The 15,207-nt window shown below is 58.5% G+C and carries 16 protein-coding genes; 4 read left to right on the top strand and 12 right to left on the bottom strand.

Annotated elements, in window-relative coordinates; genetic code table 11:
• Positions 1-9: 9 nt before the first annotated feature.
• Positions 10-915: a DMT family transporter gene (locus L2D14_03220; GenBank protein ID WNK00443.1), complete on the bottom strand. Its 906-nt coding sequence runs from the start codon at positions 913-915 to the stop codon at positions 10-12.
• A gap of 100 nt (positions 916-1,015) precedes the next feature.
• On the opposite strand from L2D14_03220, the gene L2D14_03215 reads away from it, so the two are divergent.
• Together L2D14_03215 and L2D14_03210 are read left to right on the top strand one after the other, a co-directional pair.
• A complete protein-coding gene (locus tag L2D14_03215) occupies positions 1,016-1,909 on the top strand; it encodes a LysR substrate-binding domain-containing protein (GenBank protein ID WNK00442.1) in 894 nt (297 codons plus the stop codon).
• The gene (locus tag L2D14_03210; protein ID WNK00441.1) at positions 1,906-3,033 is read left to right on the top strand and encodes an acetoin utilization protein AcuC; all 1,128 of its coding nucleotides are present in this window, start codon (positions 1,906-1,908) and stop codon (positions 3,031-3,033) included. The genes L2D14_03215 and L2D14_03210 overlap by 4 nt, the downstream gene beginning before the upstream one ends.
• Before the next feature lie 3 nt (positions 3,034-3,036).
• On the opposite strand, the gene L2D14_03205 is transcribed toward L2D14_03210, so the two are convergent.
• Positions 3,037-3,867 carry an alkaline phosphatase family protein gene (locus L2D14_03205; GenBank protein ID WNK00440.1) on the bottom strand — a complete coding sequence of 277 codons (831 nt, stop codon included), beginning with the start codon at positions 3,865-3,867 and terminating at the stop codon, positions 3,037-3,039.
• Positions 3,868-3,939: 72 nt separating this feature from the next.
• Between L2D14_03205 and L2D14_03200 the strand changes: the two genes are divergently transcribed.
• Entirely contained in the window at positions 3,940-6,033 is a 2,094-nt protein-coding gene (locus L2D14_03200) for a S9 family peptidase (protein WNK00439.1), read from the top strand.
• A gap of 6 nt (positions 6,034-6,039) precedes the next feature.
• On the opposite strand, the gene L2D14_03195 is transcribed toward L2D14_03200, so the two are convergent.
• The 3 genes from L2D14_03195 to L2D14_03185 all read right to left on the bottom strand — a co-directional run bounded on the left by L2D14_03195 (position 6,040) and on the right by L2D14_03185 (position 8,183).
• Entirely contained in the window at positions 6,040-6,726 is a 687-nt protein-coding gene (locus L2D14_03195; protein ID WNK00438.1) for a hypothetical protein, read from the bottom strand.
• A gap of 105 nt (positions 6,727-6,831) precedes the next feature.
• Positions 6,832-7,035: a SlyX family protein gene (locus L2D14_03190; GenBank protein WNK00437.1), complete on the bottom strand. Its 204-nt coding sequence runs from the start codon at positions 7,033-7,035 to the stop codon at positions 6,832-6,834.
• Positions 7,036-7,058: 23 nt separating this feature from the next.
• Positions 7,059-8,183, bottom strand: coding sequence for a DSD1 family PLP-dependent enzyme (locus tag L2D14_03185; protein ID WNK00436.1), 1,125 nt, complete (start codon positions 8,181-8,183; stop codon positions 7,059-7,061).
• 241 nt (positions 8,184-8,424) lie between these two features.
• Here L2D14_03185 and L2D14_03180 point away from each other — a divergent pair, with 241 nt between their 5' ends.
• Positions 8,425-8,868, top strand: coding sequence for an Hsp20 family protein (locus tag L2D14_03180; protein WNK00435.1), 444 nt, complete (start codon positions 8,425-8,427; stop codon positions 8,866-8,868).
• Here the strand turns inward: L2D14_03180 and ptsN are convergent, their stop codons facing one another.
• The 7 genes from ptsN to L2D14_03145 all read right to left on the bottom strand — a co-directional run bounded on the left by ptsN (position 8,869) and on the right by L2D14_03145 (position 15,189).
• Positions 8,869-9,333 (bottom strand): PTS IIA-like nitrogen regulatory protein PtsN, encoded by a 465-nt coding sequence (ptsN, locus tag L2D14_03175; protein WNK00434.1) that lies wholly within the window; start codon positions 9,331-9,333, stop codon positions 8,869-8,871.
• 70 nt (positions 9,334-9,403) lie between these two features.
• Positions 9,404-9,988 carry a ribosome-associated translation inhibitor RaiA gene (raiA, locus tag L2D14_03170; protein WNK00433.1) on the bottom strand — a complete coding sequence of 195 codons (585 nt, stop codon included), beginning with the start codon at positions 9,986-9,988 and terminating at the stop codon, positions 9,404-9,406.
• A gap of 228 nt (positions 9,989-10,216) precedes the next feature.
• Positions 10,217-11,707 (bottom strand): RNA polymerase factor sigma-54, encoded by a 1,491-nt coding sequence (gene rpoN / locus L2D14_03165; GenBank protein ID WNK00432.1) that lies wholly within the window; start codon positions 11,705-11,707, stop codon positions 10,217-10,219.
• 21 nt (positions 11,708-11,728) lie between these two features.
• A complete protein-coding gene (lptB, locus tag L2D14_03160) occupies positions 11,729-12,490 on the bottom strand; it encodes an LPS export ABC transporter ATP-binding protein (GenBank protein WNK01639.1) in 762 nt (253 codons plus the stop codon).
• 97 nt (positions 12,491-12,587) lie between these two features.
• Entirely contained in the window at positions 12,588-13,481 is an 894-nt protein-coding gene (locus L2D14_03155) for an LptA/OstA family protein (protein WNK00431.1), read from the bottom strand.
• On the bottom strand, positions 13,478-14,167 hold the full coding sequence (gene lptC, locus L2D14_03150) for an LPS export ABC transporter periplasmic protein LptC (protein ID WNK00430.1): 690 nt from the start codon (positions 14,165-14,167) through the stop codon (positions 13,478-13,480). The genes L2D14_03155 and lptC overlap by 4 nt, the downstream gene beginning before the upstream one ends.
• A 29-nt stretch (positions 14,168-14,196) precedes the next feature.
• The gene (locus L2D14_03145) at positions 14,197-15,189 is read right to left on the bottom strand and encodes a KpsF/GutQ family sugar-phosphate isomerase (protein WNK00429.1); all 993 of its coding nucleotides are present in this window, start codon (positions 15,187-15,189) and stop codon (positions 14,197-14,199) included.
• Positions 15,190-15,207: the final 18 nt, after the last annotated feature.

The following is a 15,207-nucleotide window of genomic DNA, read 5'->3' as shown; positions in this document are numbered from 1 at the left end:
CAACATGGCTCAGCGCACGAACAGAATCAGCAAAATCCCGGCGATGACCAGCAAGATACCGGCGATTTCGAGCGGTGTGCTTTTCTCGCGGAAAAACATCGCCGACGCGATGAAGGTAAAGACCAGCTCAATCTGGCCGACAGCGCGCACCAGTGCCGCGTTTTCAAGTGTAAACGCGGTAAACCAGGCGACCGAGCCCAGAACCCCGGCAACACCGACCGCGAGTGACCATTTCCAATTGACCAACACCGCCTTCATCTGCCCCGGCTCGCGCACCAGCAGATAGATCCCCATCAAAACCGTTTGGATGACCACTGAAACGGCGAGCGTAAAGGCGGCCGGCATAATGAAGCCGTCGTAGCCCAGCTCCAGCGATGCGCCCCGAAAAAACACCACGGAGCCACCCAGGAAAAGCCCCGACGCCAAACCGATCAATGTCGATTTCTCGACCAGACCGGAAAACAGAGTCCGCAAAGTGATATTTGTTTGTGCCAGCGACATCGACATCACACCGACAACGCTGATGACGATCGCCAGAATCGCGCCGGTCGACAGCGTATCGCCCAGCAACAGAAATCCGAGCAATGCCACCTGTACGGTCTCGGTTTTAGAGAACGTGGTGCCGACGGCAAAATTCCTGAATGAGAACAGCCACACCAGAAGACCCGTGAAGATAATCTGAGACAATCCGCCCAGCAGACAATAGAGCAGGAAATACCCCTTTATCTCGGGGTACGGCATGCCGCCCCACGTGTTGAGTCCCCAGACATACACAATTGCAAACGGCCATGCATAAAAGAACCGGACATATGTTGCCCCGCCGGTCGACAGCTTGCCTTTTAAATGCTTTTGCAGCGCAGAACGCAGATTCTGACAAAATGCGGCGACGATCGTAATCGGGATCCAGAGTTCCATGGGTGTTCCATCTAATAATTATGCCGCACCATAGCACTGCATTTGCTCATGCCTGCAATCAGTTCTTTCTGATTTAGACATAAGGTGTTCTTATGACTAAATGGACCTTCCTCCCTCTCTTCGGTGTCTGCGTGCCTTCGAGGCCGTTGCGCGCCATCGCAACGTCACGCTTGCCGCAAAGGAGCTGGGCGTCAGCCAACCCGCCGTCACGCAGCAACTCAGACTGCTGGAACGGCATCTCGGCACACGGCTTGTGCGCACCGACCGGCGTGGCGTTGATCTGACCGCGACCGGCGCCGCATTGGCGACCCGGCTAGTCCGCTCTTTCGATGATATGCGCGATGCGCTGGGCGATGCTGCCGGTCTGTCCGGCAGTGCCGCCCCCCTGACGCTGGCACTGTTGGCAACGTTGGCGCAGCGCTGGCTGATCCCCCGCCTGCCGTCGTTTCAGGCGGCTCACCCGGAAATCGAAGTGCGATTGCTGACCACGTCGCGTCTCGTCGATCTGCAGCGCGAGGATGTCGATCTGGCAATCCGCGTCGGCGAGGGGAAATGGCCCGGCTGCCGCAGCGATTTCCTGTTTGAAAACGCCCTGTTCCCGGTCGCCAGCCCGTCCTTACTGGAACGCGTGCCGATCGGCACGCCGCAAGACCTTGCCCGCCACGTCTTTATTTCCGTCGACGCCTCGCCGCGCCACGATGATTGGCCACGCTGGCTCACCCATGCCGGTCTTGAAGGACTGAAGCCGCAAGGCCGGCTGACGTTCGCGTCTTCGGCACAGGCGCTTGAAGCGGCCGCGGCTGGCCTCGGCATCGCCATCGCACATACGCCGTTCGTCGAAAGCGATCTGCAGACAGGCAGACTTGTTGCCCCCTTTGACGAACAGATCATAGAGTCCGAGAGTTTCTATCTGGTCGCGCCGCGAGCCGCCGCGACGCTGCCCCGCGTCGCCGCCTTTCGTGCATGGCTATTGGACGCCGGGCCCGGCGCATGACAGGCGCATACTTCATCGGCAGCGAGATATATCGTGACAGCACATACGGGCGCGGCCATCCACTGGCGATCCCGCGCGTATCTTTAGCCATCGATCTGATCCGGACGCTGGATTGGTTCAGGGACAGTGCTTACGTAGATAGTCCGCGTGCCGATGCGGCTTATCTTGAACGTTTTCATACGCCCGAATACGTCGCAGCTGTTATGCAGGCCGAACGTGAACAGGATGCCCCACCGGCTGTTCGAGCGCGACACAACATCGGCATCAACGGCAACCCGATTTTCCCCGAGATGTTCCGCCGCCCGGCGACCGCCGCCGGCGGCGGTGCCAAAGCAGCCGAGCTAGCCGCAAACGGCGGAAGAATTTTCAATCTGGGTGGCGGTCAGCATCACGGCAGGCCGGACCGGGCCAGCGGATTTTGTTATTTCAACGAACCGGCGCTGACGATTGGGGCGTTGCTGGAGCGCGGGATCGAGCGTGTCTTTTATCTCGATCTCGATGCGCATCATGGTGACGGTGTGCAGGACGCTTTTCACGATGATCCCCGCGTCTTCACCCTGTCCATCCACGAAGCCGGACGCTGGCCCATGGATCGGCGCAATGCCGATCCGGCCGGACCGGGCGGCGTCAAGGACCGGGCCGGTGGCATGGCCCGCAATATTCCGGTACCGGCGGACCTCAACGATGACGAACTGGAAGCCATAATAGAAGGTGCCGTGCTGCCGTTGATCCAGACGCACGAACCGGAAGCGGTCTTCGTGCAATGCGGCGTCGATGCACTGGCCGACGACCCGCAAAGCCGCCTGGCTGTTTCAAACACCGCGCTTTGGCGCGCCCTGGCATCGGTCAGAGACATGGCCCCCCGTGTCATCGCATCCGGGGGCGGCGGCTATAATCCGTTCAGCGTTGCGCGTGGCTGGGCCGGCATATGGGGTGTACTGGCAGGACTGGATGTGCCGGACAGGCTGCCGCCTGCGGCCGAAAAATTGCTGCGAGAAGTGACCTGGCGCCACCGGCGCGCCGCCGATGCGCCGGAACGCTGGTTCACAACGTTGGCCGACCCCGCCAATCACGGGCCGATCCGCGAGGAAATCCGCGCACTGATCCGGTCCGTCACTGCGTAAGGATCATACCAAGGGCGCTTCCGTCATTTGCGCCGGGACATCCAGTCCCATCAGTGTCAGGACCGTCGGCGCCACGGCACGTTGCGAGACAACATCATCGCACTTTCCGGGGGCGGCGTGGCCGATATCATAAAACGCGACATCGCGCACTTCGTCATTGGTGCCGCCATGATAACCGCAGTCGGTAAAGCCATGATCGGCCGTCACCAGGACTCGGTAACCGGCATCGCGCCATCCGCCGACATGCTTTGCCAGCATGCTGTCGACGACCGTCGCCGAACGCTGATATTGCCATGAATTGCCGCCGAACACATGGCCGACGCTGTCGCAGCTCAGGGTATGAAACAGCAGGTAATCCGGCGCATGTCGCACGATCATGCGATCGACCTGCGCACACAGATCATTATCCGACGGTATTGCCAGATGAAAATCGGTGCGGCTCGTATCGTCGTAAAAACGACCATGCTGGATCGGCTTTGACGTATCGTCCGTTTCAAGATCGCGTACCGGGTCATAGGGGGCCGAGTTATACAGAACCGAAAACCAGCTGTACGCCACAGCCGCGGTCGTTTTCCCCGCTGCCGTTGCCAGCGAAAATATATTGTCGACGCTGGACGGCCGCAGAACGCTGTTCGCCGTGATCCCGTGGTGCGCCGGGTCCAGTCCGGTATGCAGGCTTTCGTAACATGGTGCCGACATGCTCGGCAGCGAGGCGCGCATACGCCAGCGCCGCGCCTTGCCGGATTCAACCTGACCTTCCAGGAAACCGCAGTGGCCCAGAGCTGTTTCATATTTGAGGCCGTCGACGACGACCAGAATGACCTTGTTCGACATCCGGGGTATTCCTGACTACATAGGGGATAACTCGACGCAAGAATTACTCTGTCACGACCAGAAGGCAAGAATATGACACAGGCCGACATCCGCCCGCCGATCGCCGACAAACATCCTCACGAGACCACCTGGCACGGCCACACACGGACCGATGATTATGCATGGCTTAAGGATGAGAACTGGCAACGGGTGATGCACGAACCGGACCTGCTGCACGCCGATATCCGTGCTTATCTGGAAGCTGAGAACGCCTACACGCTGGATTGGATGTCCGACACGGCAGCACTTCAACAAAAGCTGGTCGCCGAGATGCGCGGCCGCATCAAGGAAGACGACTCGACAGTCCCCGCTCCAGACGGCAAGTACGCCTATTATGTCCGCTACGTCGAAGGCGGGCAGCATCCGATATTCTGCCGTATCCCGACGTCCGGCACGCCCGGCGAAACGGTCCTGCTCGACGGCGACGCCGAAGCCGAAGGGCAAAGCTATTATAAAATCGGCGCATTCGTACACGCCTCCGATCACCGTTACGGGGCTTATGCAGAGGACCGGAACGGATCTGAAATTTTCCGCATTCGATTCCGCGATCTCGAAAGCGGCAACAACCTTGCAGATGAAATCGGCAACGCCAGCGGCGACATGGAATGGGCGGAAGACGGCAAAACGCTTTTCTATACCGTGCTCGACGACAATCATCGCCCATCGAAAGTCATGCGCCATGTTCTCGGAACGCCCGCCGATGCGGATGTGATGATTTATGAAGAACCCGATCCAGGTTTTTTCGTCGGTCTTTCCAAGACCGAGAGCAACCGCTTCATTCTGGTCGATGCCCACGATCATGAAACGTCGGAAGTTTATCTTGTCGATGCCGATAAGCCGGAAACCCAGCCCCGGCTGATTGCGCCCCGTGCGAACGGTGTGGAATACAGCGTTTCCGATCATGCCGACCGGCTGGTCATTCTGACCAATGCCGATGGCGCCGAGGATTTCAAGATCGTCACCGTCCCGATCGAAACCCCCGGGCGTGAAAACTGGACCGATCTCGTCGCTCACATGCCGGGAACGCTGATCGTCGGCTGCGAAGTGTTTGCCGATTATCTTGTCCGGCTGGAACGTGTCGCGGCACTGCCCCGGATCGTCATCCGCAATTGGGAGAGTCTGCAGGAAACGACCATCCGCTTCGAGGAAGAGGCTTATGCCCTGGGTCTCGAAGGCGGGTATGAATACGCAACGCAGAACCTGCGCTTTTCATATTCATCGCCGACCACGCCACGTCAGGTCATTGAATTCAACATGGCGAGCGGCGCACGTGCATTGCTGAAACAGGACGAGGTCCCGTCCGGCCACAACCCGGCGGATTACGTAACCCGCCGCATTCAGGCCGTTGCCGCTGATGGTGAGTTGGTCCCCGTCACGGTCTTGCACCGCGCCGATTGCATTCTGGACGGCAGTGCGCCGGTTTTACTATACGGTTACGGCAGCTACGGTATGACCATGCCGGCATCGTTCGTGACGCCACGTCTGAGCCTTGTCGACCGGGGCTTCATCTATGCCATCGCCCATATCCGGGGTGGCATGGAGAAGGGCTATCGCTGGTATACGGACGGCAAGCGTGACAGGAAACGCAACACGTTCACCGATTTCATTGCCGCGGCCGACGCGTTGATCGCGCAAAACATGGCACGTCCGGGTGGTATCGCGATCCACGGCGGATCGGCAGGCGGCATGTTGATGGGTGCCTGCGCCAACATGGCGCCCGGTCTTTGGCGTGCCGTGGCCGCGGATGTCCCTTTTGTCGATGTCCTGAATACCATGTGCGACACGTCGCTGCCGCTGACGCCGATCGAATGGCCGGAATGGGGCAACCCCATCGAAGACAAGACGGCGTACGACTACATCCTCAGTTACTCGCCTTATGACAATGTCGAGGCCAAGGCTTATCCCGCGCTATTGGCGACGGCAGGCCTGACCGATCCGCGCGTCACGTACTGGGAGCCGGCGAAGTGGGTGGCGAAACTGCGCGACCTGAAGACCGACGACAATCCGCTGTTACTCAAGACAAATATGAGCGCCGGGCATGCCGGCGCCGCCGGCCGTTTCGACAGACTGGAAGAACTCGCGTTCAATTACGCGTTCATCCTGAAATCGTTCGGGATCATGAATTAAGGCGGCTCAAGCGGACAGATTGACGAACGCTCCGACCGGCAGGGCGCCTGAAATATCGGCGGTCGCCGAGACCACCGATTGGTTGAAGGCGCTGCCCTGACCAAGCGCCGTTTGCAACTGCCTGAGCCTGTCCAGCCGGTTTCCGGCAGTCAAAACGGCATTGTCGAGCCGCGCCCTGGCCTCTCGTGCGTCTGCACTCGTCGAAACATCCAGACCGGCAAGGCCGAGCGAGCGGCTGTCCAATCCCTGCGGCAGAATGTTGATGGCGCCACCGTAGCTGCTTGTCTGCACACGGATCGCCGGACCCCGGCCGTTGATGAAATTGGCGCTGCCACTGGCGCTGGCGCCGACCAGATTGTCGATGAGACCGATGGCGCGGTTGATTTGTGTCTGTATGTTGCCGCGCGAGACCCGGGACCCGTCATTGGACAAAAGATACGTGCTGTCCGAAACAAGCCCGCCGTTTTCCGCAAGCTGGGCAAGGCCTGACAATTCACGGACCGCCGAGCGGATCGCCGCACCGGCATACACCGACTGATTCAACGCCTGACGTGCGGCCTCGGTATTGATCTCAACCGTTCGCTCGACAAAACGGCCGGCAACACTCCCCTCGCCAAGCCCGCGTCCCCGTGCCGCATCCAGCGAAACCGACGGCACGCTTGCGAGTCGGCGGGCAGCTGTTGAGCCCGTCACTGCAAAAGAAACTGCGAGCCCCGATGGAATATCGAGTGCCACCCTATTGTTCCCCCGAGGTTAGCCCCCGGCTTTCTGCCTTAACGGATTATGATAGCAGGATTTTCAGTAATGTGGAGGGCGGCGCGTTGCATCTTCCTCGGGCTCGATATCGGCCTTGGTTTCGTCAAGCCGGCCAAGTTCAAGTTTCAGCTTTTCAATCTGCGTCCACTGTTCGGTAATGACGTCGCTGAGTTCGTGGATCGTCTGCTCGTGATGCGTCACCGTCATCTCGAGGGCGGTCAGTCTTTGTTCCGTATCGTTGCTCATTTTTCCAGTCCTGGTCATCCGCCCTAGCGGATCGCCCCGCGCCCGCTGATTTCCCACAGATCGACGACTCGGCCGCCCTGAATCACCACGAACCAGTCATATAAATTCACGGTCGGATCGCAGTGACCCGGGATAAGGCGGATTTTCTCCCCCAACATGACGTCCCTGGCGGCATCATCGAGAACAAGTGTGCCGTGATCGTCCGAAGGGCCCTGATATCGCGCGCCGGGAATGTCCGCGACCCATGGCATCCCCTGATCGTTGCCGAGCGCCTTGTGGCCGGCATCGACGACGGCGCGTCCGGGCTTGGTCGCACTCATGACGGTCACCAGCACATAAAGGCTGTGGCGGAATTCCGTAAACGGATCGCCACGCTGGTCCATGTTCTGTGCATAGTCCGCGTCCATGAAAATATAAGAGCCGCATTGCATTTCCTGATACAAGCCGCTGGCCGCTTCAAAGCGGAAGCTGCCGGTGCCGGCGCCGGTCACGATCGGCACCTCTATCCCGGCGGCCTGCATCGCCGCCAGTGTTTCGCGCACCTTGTCACAGGCAGCACCAATGGCCGCCCCCCGCTCGTTAGCGGTCCTGATGTGCTGGGCTGAACCGTGATACGCCTGCAGACCGGCGAAATGAAGACCATCCTCTTCATTCACGAGACGGGCCAGCTCAACAGCCGGCAAGCCCGGATCGACACCACAACGACCGGCGCCGACATCGATCTCGACATAAACATGCAGCGTCACCTCGGCGTCACGTGCCGCCTGTGCGAGATCGCGGATATTTCCCGCATCGTCGGCAAGAACACTGATGCGTGCTCTGTCCGCCAGCGCCGCCAGCCGGGCCAGCTTGCGTTCGCCCCAGATCTGGTTGGTCACCAGAACGTCCTCAATACCACCCGCGACCATAGCTTCGGCCTCGCCCACTTTCTGGCAGCAAATACCGACCGCACCGGCGGCAATCTGCCGCCGGGCGATTTCCGGGCACTTGTGGGTTTTCGAATGGGCCCGCAGCCGCACACCGAAATCACTGACGGTTTTCGCGAGCGCCGATATATTCGCCTCGAACGCGTCGAGGTCGATCATCAAGGCCGGGGTATCGACATCCTGCATGTCGTCGCCGATTTCGGCGGGGGGCGGTTGCATCATTATATGTTTCCAGAATTCATGCCGGGCCCGAGCTTACTTGGGCACCGACGGGCTTGTCACGCCTTGGCAGAGGGTTGTGCTCGAACGTCATGGTCTTGACTTGGCCGTCCGCTGATCCAAATCTATACGAATATACTGGCTGGCCCATGGGGGGATGCCGGTGACGGATGCCGGGAATGGTTAAAAATAATTCCATGGATCCAATAAATGCCTCGCCCTTCGGGGAGGCTGGGAGAAACCAATGACGATTTTTAACAATCCGCACCTGCTCGGGTTCGACCATATCGAGAGGATTCTCGATCGTGCCGCCAAGGCGTCCGGCGAGGGGTACCCCCCTTATAATATCGAACAGACGGGTGAACACGATATCCGCATAACGCTGGCGGTTGCCGGTTTTACCATGGACGACCTGTCGGTCGCCACGGAGGACAATCAACTCGTCATCCGCGGCAAACAGGTTGATGACACAGCCGAGCGCATCTTTATCCACCGGGGCATTGCCGCGCGGCAGTTTCAACGTTCGTTTGTTCTGGCGGAAGGAATCGATGTCACCGGCGCCACGCTCGACAACGGCTTGCTGCATGTCGACCTGCACCGCGAAGTGCCCGAGCCTGAAGTCAAAACCATCAAGATTGAAAGCGCCAAGGGCGGGTCTCAGACCATCGACATGGAGCCTGACAATTAATCAGGCTGCACGGGTCTCCTGAGACTCCGTCATGATGGCGAAAAGCGCATCGCCTTCACCGGTCGCGCGCAATTTGTCGCAGATATTGTGATCACGCAGCAGCCTGGAGACACGCGCCAGCGCTTTCAGGTGATCGGCGCCCGCTTCTTCCGGTGCCAGAAGCACGAAAATCAGATCGACCGGACGGTCGTCTATGGACTGAAAATCGACCGGCTTTTCAAGCCGCGCAAAAATGCCGTGCAGGCGATCAAGATCGGCCAACTTGCCGTGCGGGATCGCGATTCCTGATCCAACGCCGGTGGTCCCTAACCGTTCGCGGTCCATCAGCACACCGAAAACCTTGCGTTCATCGAGACCGGTCACGTCAGCTGCCTTGCGCGCCAATTCCTGCAGCGCCTGCTTTTTGCTGGTCGCGCGAAGATTGGCAACGATGCTATCGCTGTCTAGGAGATCACTGAGTTCCATTGTCTCTTCCTGTCCAACACTTGCTATTCACTGGCCTTCAGGCCGGCCCTCTTATGGGCCTTGCTTGCTTCTAGTCCGACTCACCGCTCGGCGATGGATCAATCCAGCCGATATTTCCGTCTTTTCTGTGGTAAACCACACTCAAAGCATTGGTTTTGACGTTGCGGAACATCAAAACGGGCAGGTCTGCCAGATCCATGTGCATGACCGCTTCACTGACGGAAAGGGTCGCGATATCGGTCTGCATTTCAGCGACGATGATCGGTTGTTCGTCAACCGCAACCTCTTCCTCGCCACTGTCCGCCTGAATCACATACTGCTGAGCCAGGACCACATCGTCATTGGCCGCACGGCGGCGCTGATCACCGATAAGTCGGCGTTTGTATCGGCGCAGCTGCTTGGCAATCCGCGCAAGTGCGGCATCAAATGCCGGATAGGCTTCGGCGGCTTCACCACGGCCCTGCACGACCATACCGCGCGGTCCGGGGTGGACCGAGATATCCACATGCATCATCGATCCCTCACGAGAAACCGTGACATGCGCATCTATCGCCTGATCGAAATATTTAGTGACTGAATCTGTCAGCTGATCTTCAGCGTACTCGCGAAACGCATCACCAACATCAACATGCTTACCGGAAACGGAGATTTCCATGTCTGGATTATGCCTCTAAGTGTTTGATTTTTTTAATTTCTTCCAACCAGTCCATGGAACAGAATGGTGCGCCAAACGGCCCCTCAGCAGACGGTGGGCGGACCCTAGTGAGATGGCCCCGCGAAGTCAATACGTGAAGCTGTATCATTGGCCGATGATACTGCGGTTCGTGTAAAATGTCATCACAAGGAATAAAACAAGAGGTCCGGTTCCGGACCTATTCACGGATCACTTTGGCGGTGCTTTTTGCCGGCGCCGTTCAACGGATGAGCCTATTTTGAGGGATTCCCGGTACTTAGCCACCGTGCGCCGGGCGATGTCATAGCCGTCGGCAACCAGCAGCTTAACCAGTTTATCATCGGAAAGAATCTTTTTCGGATCCTCCGCATCGATCAATTCCTTGATGCGATAGCGCACCGATTCGGCGGAATGCGCATCGCCGCCATCGGTAGCGCCGATCGAGGACGAGAAAAAATACTTGAGCTCGAAAATGCCGCGCGGCGTGACGATGTACTTGTTCGACGTCACACGACTGACGGTGCTTTCGTGCATTTCGATTTCATCGGCGACGTCGCGCAATACCATCGGTTTCAGGTGTGCGATGCCTTTTTTGAAGAAAGCATCCTGACGGCGCACGATTTCCGAAGATACCTTGAGAATCGTCGTGGCGCGCTGATGCAGGGCCCGCACCAGCCAGTTCGCGGACTGAAACTGTTCCGCCAGATACTTGCGGTCTTCCTTGCTCATCGGTGTTTTCTGGACCCGGGCATGATAGGTGGAATTCACCAGAACACGCGGCAGGGTTTCCGAATTCAGTTCGACCATCCAGCCGCCTTTCGGATGCCGGACCATGATCACGTCAGGAATGATCGGTTCCGCCGTCTGCACGGCGAACGACAGACCGGGCTTCGGATCAAGCTCACGAAGCTCGGCGAGCATGTCGGTGATGTCCTCGGCATCGACGCCGCACAGGTTTGCCAGTTTTGAGAATTCCCTGGCAGCAACAAGATCGAGGTTTTCAACGAACGTCTGCATCGCCGGATCGAAGCGGTCCTTCTCCTTAAGTTGTAGCGCAAGGCATTCCGCAAGATCGCGAGCGAACACGCCTGTCGGCTCGAAGCCCTGCAAAACAGCCAGCACCCTTTCAATGTCTGCAAACGGGGCACCCAGCACTTCCGCGGCCTCTTCAAGCGGCGCTCCCAGGTATCCGCTGTCTTCGACCTGATCGATCAAGTAAGCCGCGATCAGTGTATCCTCGGCGGACAAGTGCGCCATTCCCAGTTGCTGGTCGAGATAGCCGCGAAGCGTCTGGGTCTCGGCCAGGGTTTCCTCCAGGCCCGGCAGATCAGGATCATAGCCACCGGATTCGGGAAGACTGGAATACTCTCCGACCGTAACCAGCCCGTCTTCAAAGGCGCCACCCAAGTCGGCATCCAGTTCACCGACCGTCGTCATTTCACTTTCAGCCGGCTCGCCGAGATTCAGATCATCCAGGCCAGGCGCATCCTCGAAATCGCCATCGCTGTCATTTTCACGCTCAGGCGTATCCGCCGGCGCGGCTTCATCGCGCTCCAATAGCGGATTTGTCTCCAACTCGCTTTCGACAAACTCAGAGAGTTCCAGATTGGAAAGTTGCAGCAGCTTGATGGCCTGCTGCAATTGCGGCGTCATGACCAGCGACTGGCCTAGCCGCTGTTCAAGGCGAGGCGACATCACCATGGGCGCCTCCTGTCCATGACGTCAAAGAGAGAAGCGGTCACCCAGATAGACGCGCCGCACGTCCGCATTGCCGACGATATCCGATGGCACCCCTTCCATCAGCATCATCCCATCATGAATGATATAGGCCCGGTCGATCACATCCAGTGTTTCGCGAACATTGTGATCGGTAATCAAAACCCCAATACCGCGATCCTTGAGATGCGCTACAAGTTCGCGGATATCGCCGACAGCTATCGGGTCGATACCGGCGAAGGGCTCGTCGAGCAGTACAAAATGCGGGTTGGATGCGAGCGCGCGGGCGATTTCGACACGGCGTCGCTCACCGCCCGAAAGGGCGAGGGCAGGCGCCCGGCGCAAGTGAGTAATCGAGAATTCCGCCAGCAACGCATCCAGGATCGCTTCGCGACGTTCACGGCTTTTTTCCACCACTTCAAGCACGGCGCGGATATTGCTCTCAACGCTGAGGCCCCGGAAAATGGATGCTTCCTGCGGCAGATACCCGATGCCCAGCCGGGCACGCCGATACATGGGCAAGTCCGTGATGTCGTTGCCGTCGAGTACAATATTGCCCATGTCGGGCTGAATCAGGCCGGTAATCATGTAAAAGCAGGTTGTCTTGCCGGCACCGTTGGGGCCCAGAAGACCGACGACCTCACCGCGATGGACCTCAAGGCTGACACTGCGGACGACCGGGCGCTTCTTGAAGCGCTTGCCAATATTGAGGGCATAAAGACCGCGTTCACTCTCTGCGATCAGACGGGGTTTCTTGCGCTTATGCATTTGCGCACCCCCACCGTCCGAGAGTTCTCTTCCGATCCGTTCGAAGTCGTCGCTCATTATCTTCCTTCCAGGCGCCGGTGCTTTGCTTGCACCGTTATCAGTTGTTGCTGCGGTTTTTGGGGATGAAACTCCCCTGAACACGTCCTGTTCCTTGATCGCTCGAGCAGGCAAACAGCTGGCTGATGCCCGTGTTGAGATTGACCTGGGCGCGACAGCCCCGCAGTACATTATCGTCACGCACCAGTCTAACCCGACCGGTCAGGGTTGCGATACCACTTTCCACATTATAAACGCCACGGTCTCCCGTCGCTGTTTCACGCTCGGTGCGGATACGGACATTGTCGTAAGCATCAACCCGGTAGACGCGGGTATTCCCTTTATCATCGGGTCGAAGATGAGCCACCAGAACGTCGGCGAAGACCTTCTTCTTGTCACGCGACGCCACTGCATCTCCGCGCGCCACGGCGTATTTCTTCAACTCCCAGTACTCAAGCTGCTGTGACGCACTGAGCGTGTCCTGACCGGACACAAGCCGGGGGCTCTTGCCATCGACGACCAGAACCTTCTGATCGGCATTATAGATGGCCCGGTCACCGTAAGCGGTTTCGCTGTTCGACACGATACGGACGTTACCGAGCGCATCGAGGCGCCAGACCTCGGATTGACCGGATGCGGTCTCGCGGTAATGCGCGCGCAACTCGTCGCTTAGCACTTCCACTTCACCGCGCACAGCCCGGGCATCGCCACGGGCCACAAAAAGATTGCCGTCCTGTTGCCATTCGATGCCGTCCTGGGCATACACCTCAATCGGTTGATCCCCGGCGACACCTCCCAGGCTCAGGCTTTGGGCAAGCGCATCAGGGGTATTTAGCAGGGCGGTCATACAAACGATAACGCATGCAAAATCCATCAGCGGCATGGTGCGTCGACGCCCGTGATTTTCACGACCGGATCCGTTTCTGTAAAAGCTGCGCTTCATGGGTGCTTTCATGGGTCCCTTTGTCCCGCCCCCGGGTAAATCACAAGTTTGCTTTTGCCGGTGAAGTATATTGTCTTGCCCTTGTCCACAAGGCGGAAGCCTTCGGCCTGCAGATTGCCGAACGGCCCCTGCCCCCGAATCGGTTGGTCGCCCTCGGCAGAGCTCTTCTCAAGGTCAATCTTCGCCTTCTCGGTTAAGAATTCGTAACCGGTGTCGTGATAAAGCACGACCGAGCCCACAAGATTGAGGGATTCCGCATCACGGCCATAGATCCCCCGCCGCGCCGTCAAAACCAGCCAGGTCCCGTCTTCAAGAAGAATATCCGCTTTCGGACTGTCCAATTCGATGACGCTGCCTGTCGCCGACAGGCGTCGGGCAATTTCAGCCGTCACGGAATAAGGCTGGTCATCGTCATCGGCGCCAATATAGCGCGGATTCAGCATGCTCGGATCGTCTGCTTCCTTGACCGTCAGATCGGCAAAACCGATCCGGAACTTGCTGTTCGATACCTGAATGTGCGGCCAGGCGATGATCAGTCCGATCAGCAACAGCGCGATGGCCGGCAACAGAAACTTCATGGCCCGGACAAAATGGGAATACGATGCCGTATGACGCCTTGGCCCGCGGGATTCGAATCCTAAATCTCCGCCGCGCTTGCGTCCTTCCAATTCCAGACCGTTTTGTGTCGCAGGAGCCATTGTGCCTCTGCTCAATCAAAAGTGCCGCATCAAGCGACCCCGGCCCTCAAGCAGTCGTGGATATGCAGAACGCCGACGGGCTTCTTATCCGCCACCACGAAAACGTTGGTGATCTTGTATTCATTCATGAAATGCAGCGCTTCGCTGGCCAGTATTTCCGGCTGCAGCGTCTTGGCACCGACCGTCATGACCTCGGTCACCGGTTTCATCGTCAGGTCGTCGCTCATATGGCGGCGCAAATCCCCGTCGGTAAGGATGCCGGCCAGATTGCCCTTGGTATCAATGACCCCGACGCAGCCAAAACCTTTCGTCGTCATTTCGATCAGTGCTTCCGACATCACCGTGTCCGTTCCGATAACCGGTAGTTCGTCACCGCCATGCATGATGTCGCGGACCTTGAGCAACCGCCTGCCAAGCTTGCCGCCCGGATGAAGCGCGTGGAAATCGTCACTCGAAAAACCTTTTCTGGCCAGTAGTGCGACGGCTATGCCATCGCCAAGCGCCAGCATCACCGTCGTCGACGTGGTCGGCGCCAGACCCATCGGGCAGGCTTCGGCGGCAGGCGGTATAACCAGCGACGCATCAGCGGCGGCAGAAAGGGTGCTGTCGGCGCGGCCGGTCATGGATATCAGCGGGATTTCAAAGCGCTTGCAGTAATCGACGAGATCCGCCAATTCCGTCGTTTCGCCGGAATTGGAAAGTGCAAACACGGCATCAGCCTGCGTAATCATGCCAAGATCGCCATGCGACGCTTCCGCCGGATGCACAAATAAGGCAGGCGTGCCGGTCGACGCCAGCGTCGATGCGATCTTGCGCGCAACATGGCCGCTTTTGCCCATCCCGGTGACGACAACACGCCCCGTTACGGAGGCAAGAATTTCAATTGCATGGGCAACATCCGTGCCGATGGTATCGGCAAGAATTTTAAGACCCTTGATTTCGGTTTCAATAACCTGCCGTGCCGCATCTATATCGCGGCGCGTATCGTCATTTTCGATTTTCTCGGCGGGAATCCCGTTCATGAATGCTCCCAACGCAGC

The sequence above is a fragment of the Thalassospiraceae bacterium LMO-JJ14 genome (assembly GCA_021555105.2).
GTDB lineage: Bacteria > Pseudomonadota > Alphaproteobacteria > Rhodospirillales > Casp-alpha2 > UBA4479.
The sequence above is the reverse complement of the archived record's forward strand: the minus strand, read 5'-3'. Positions and strand labels throughout refer to the sequence as shown.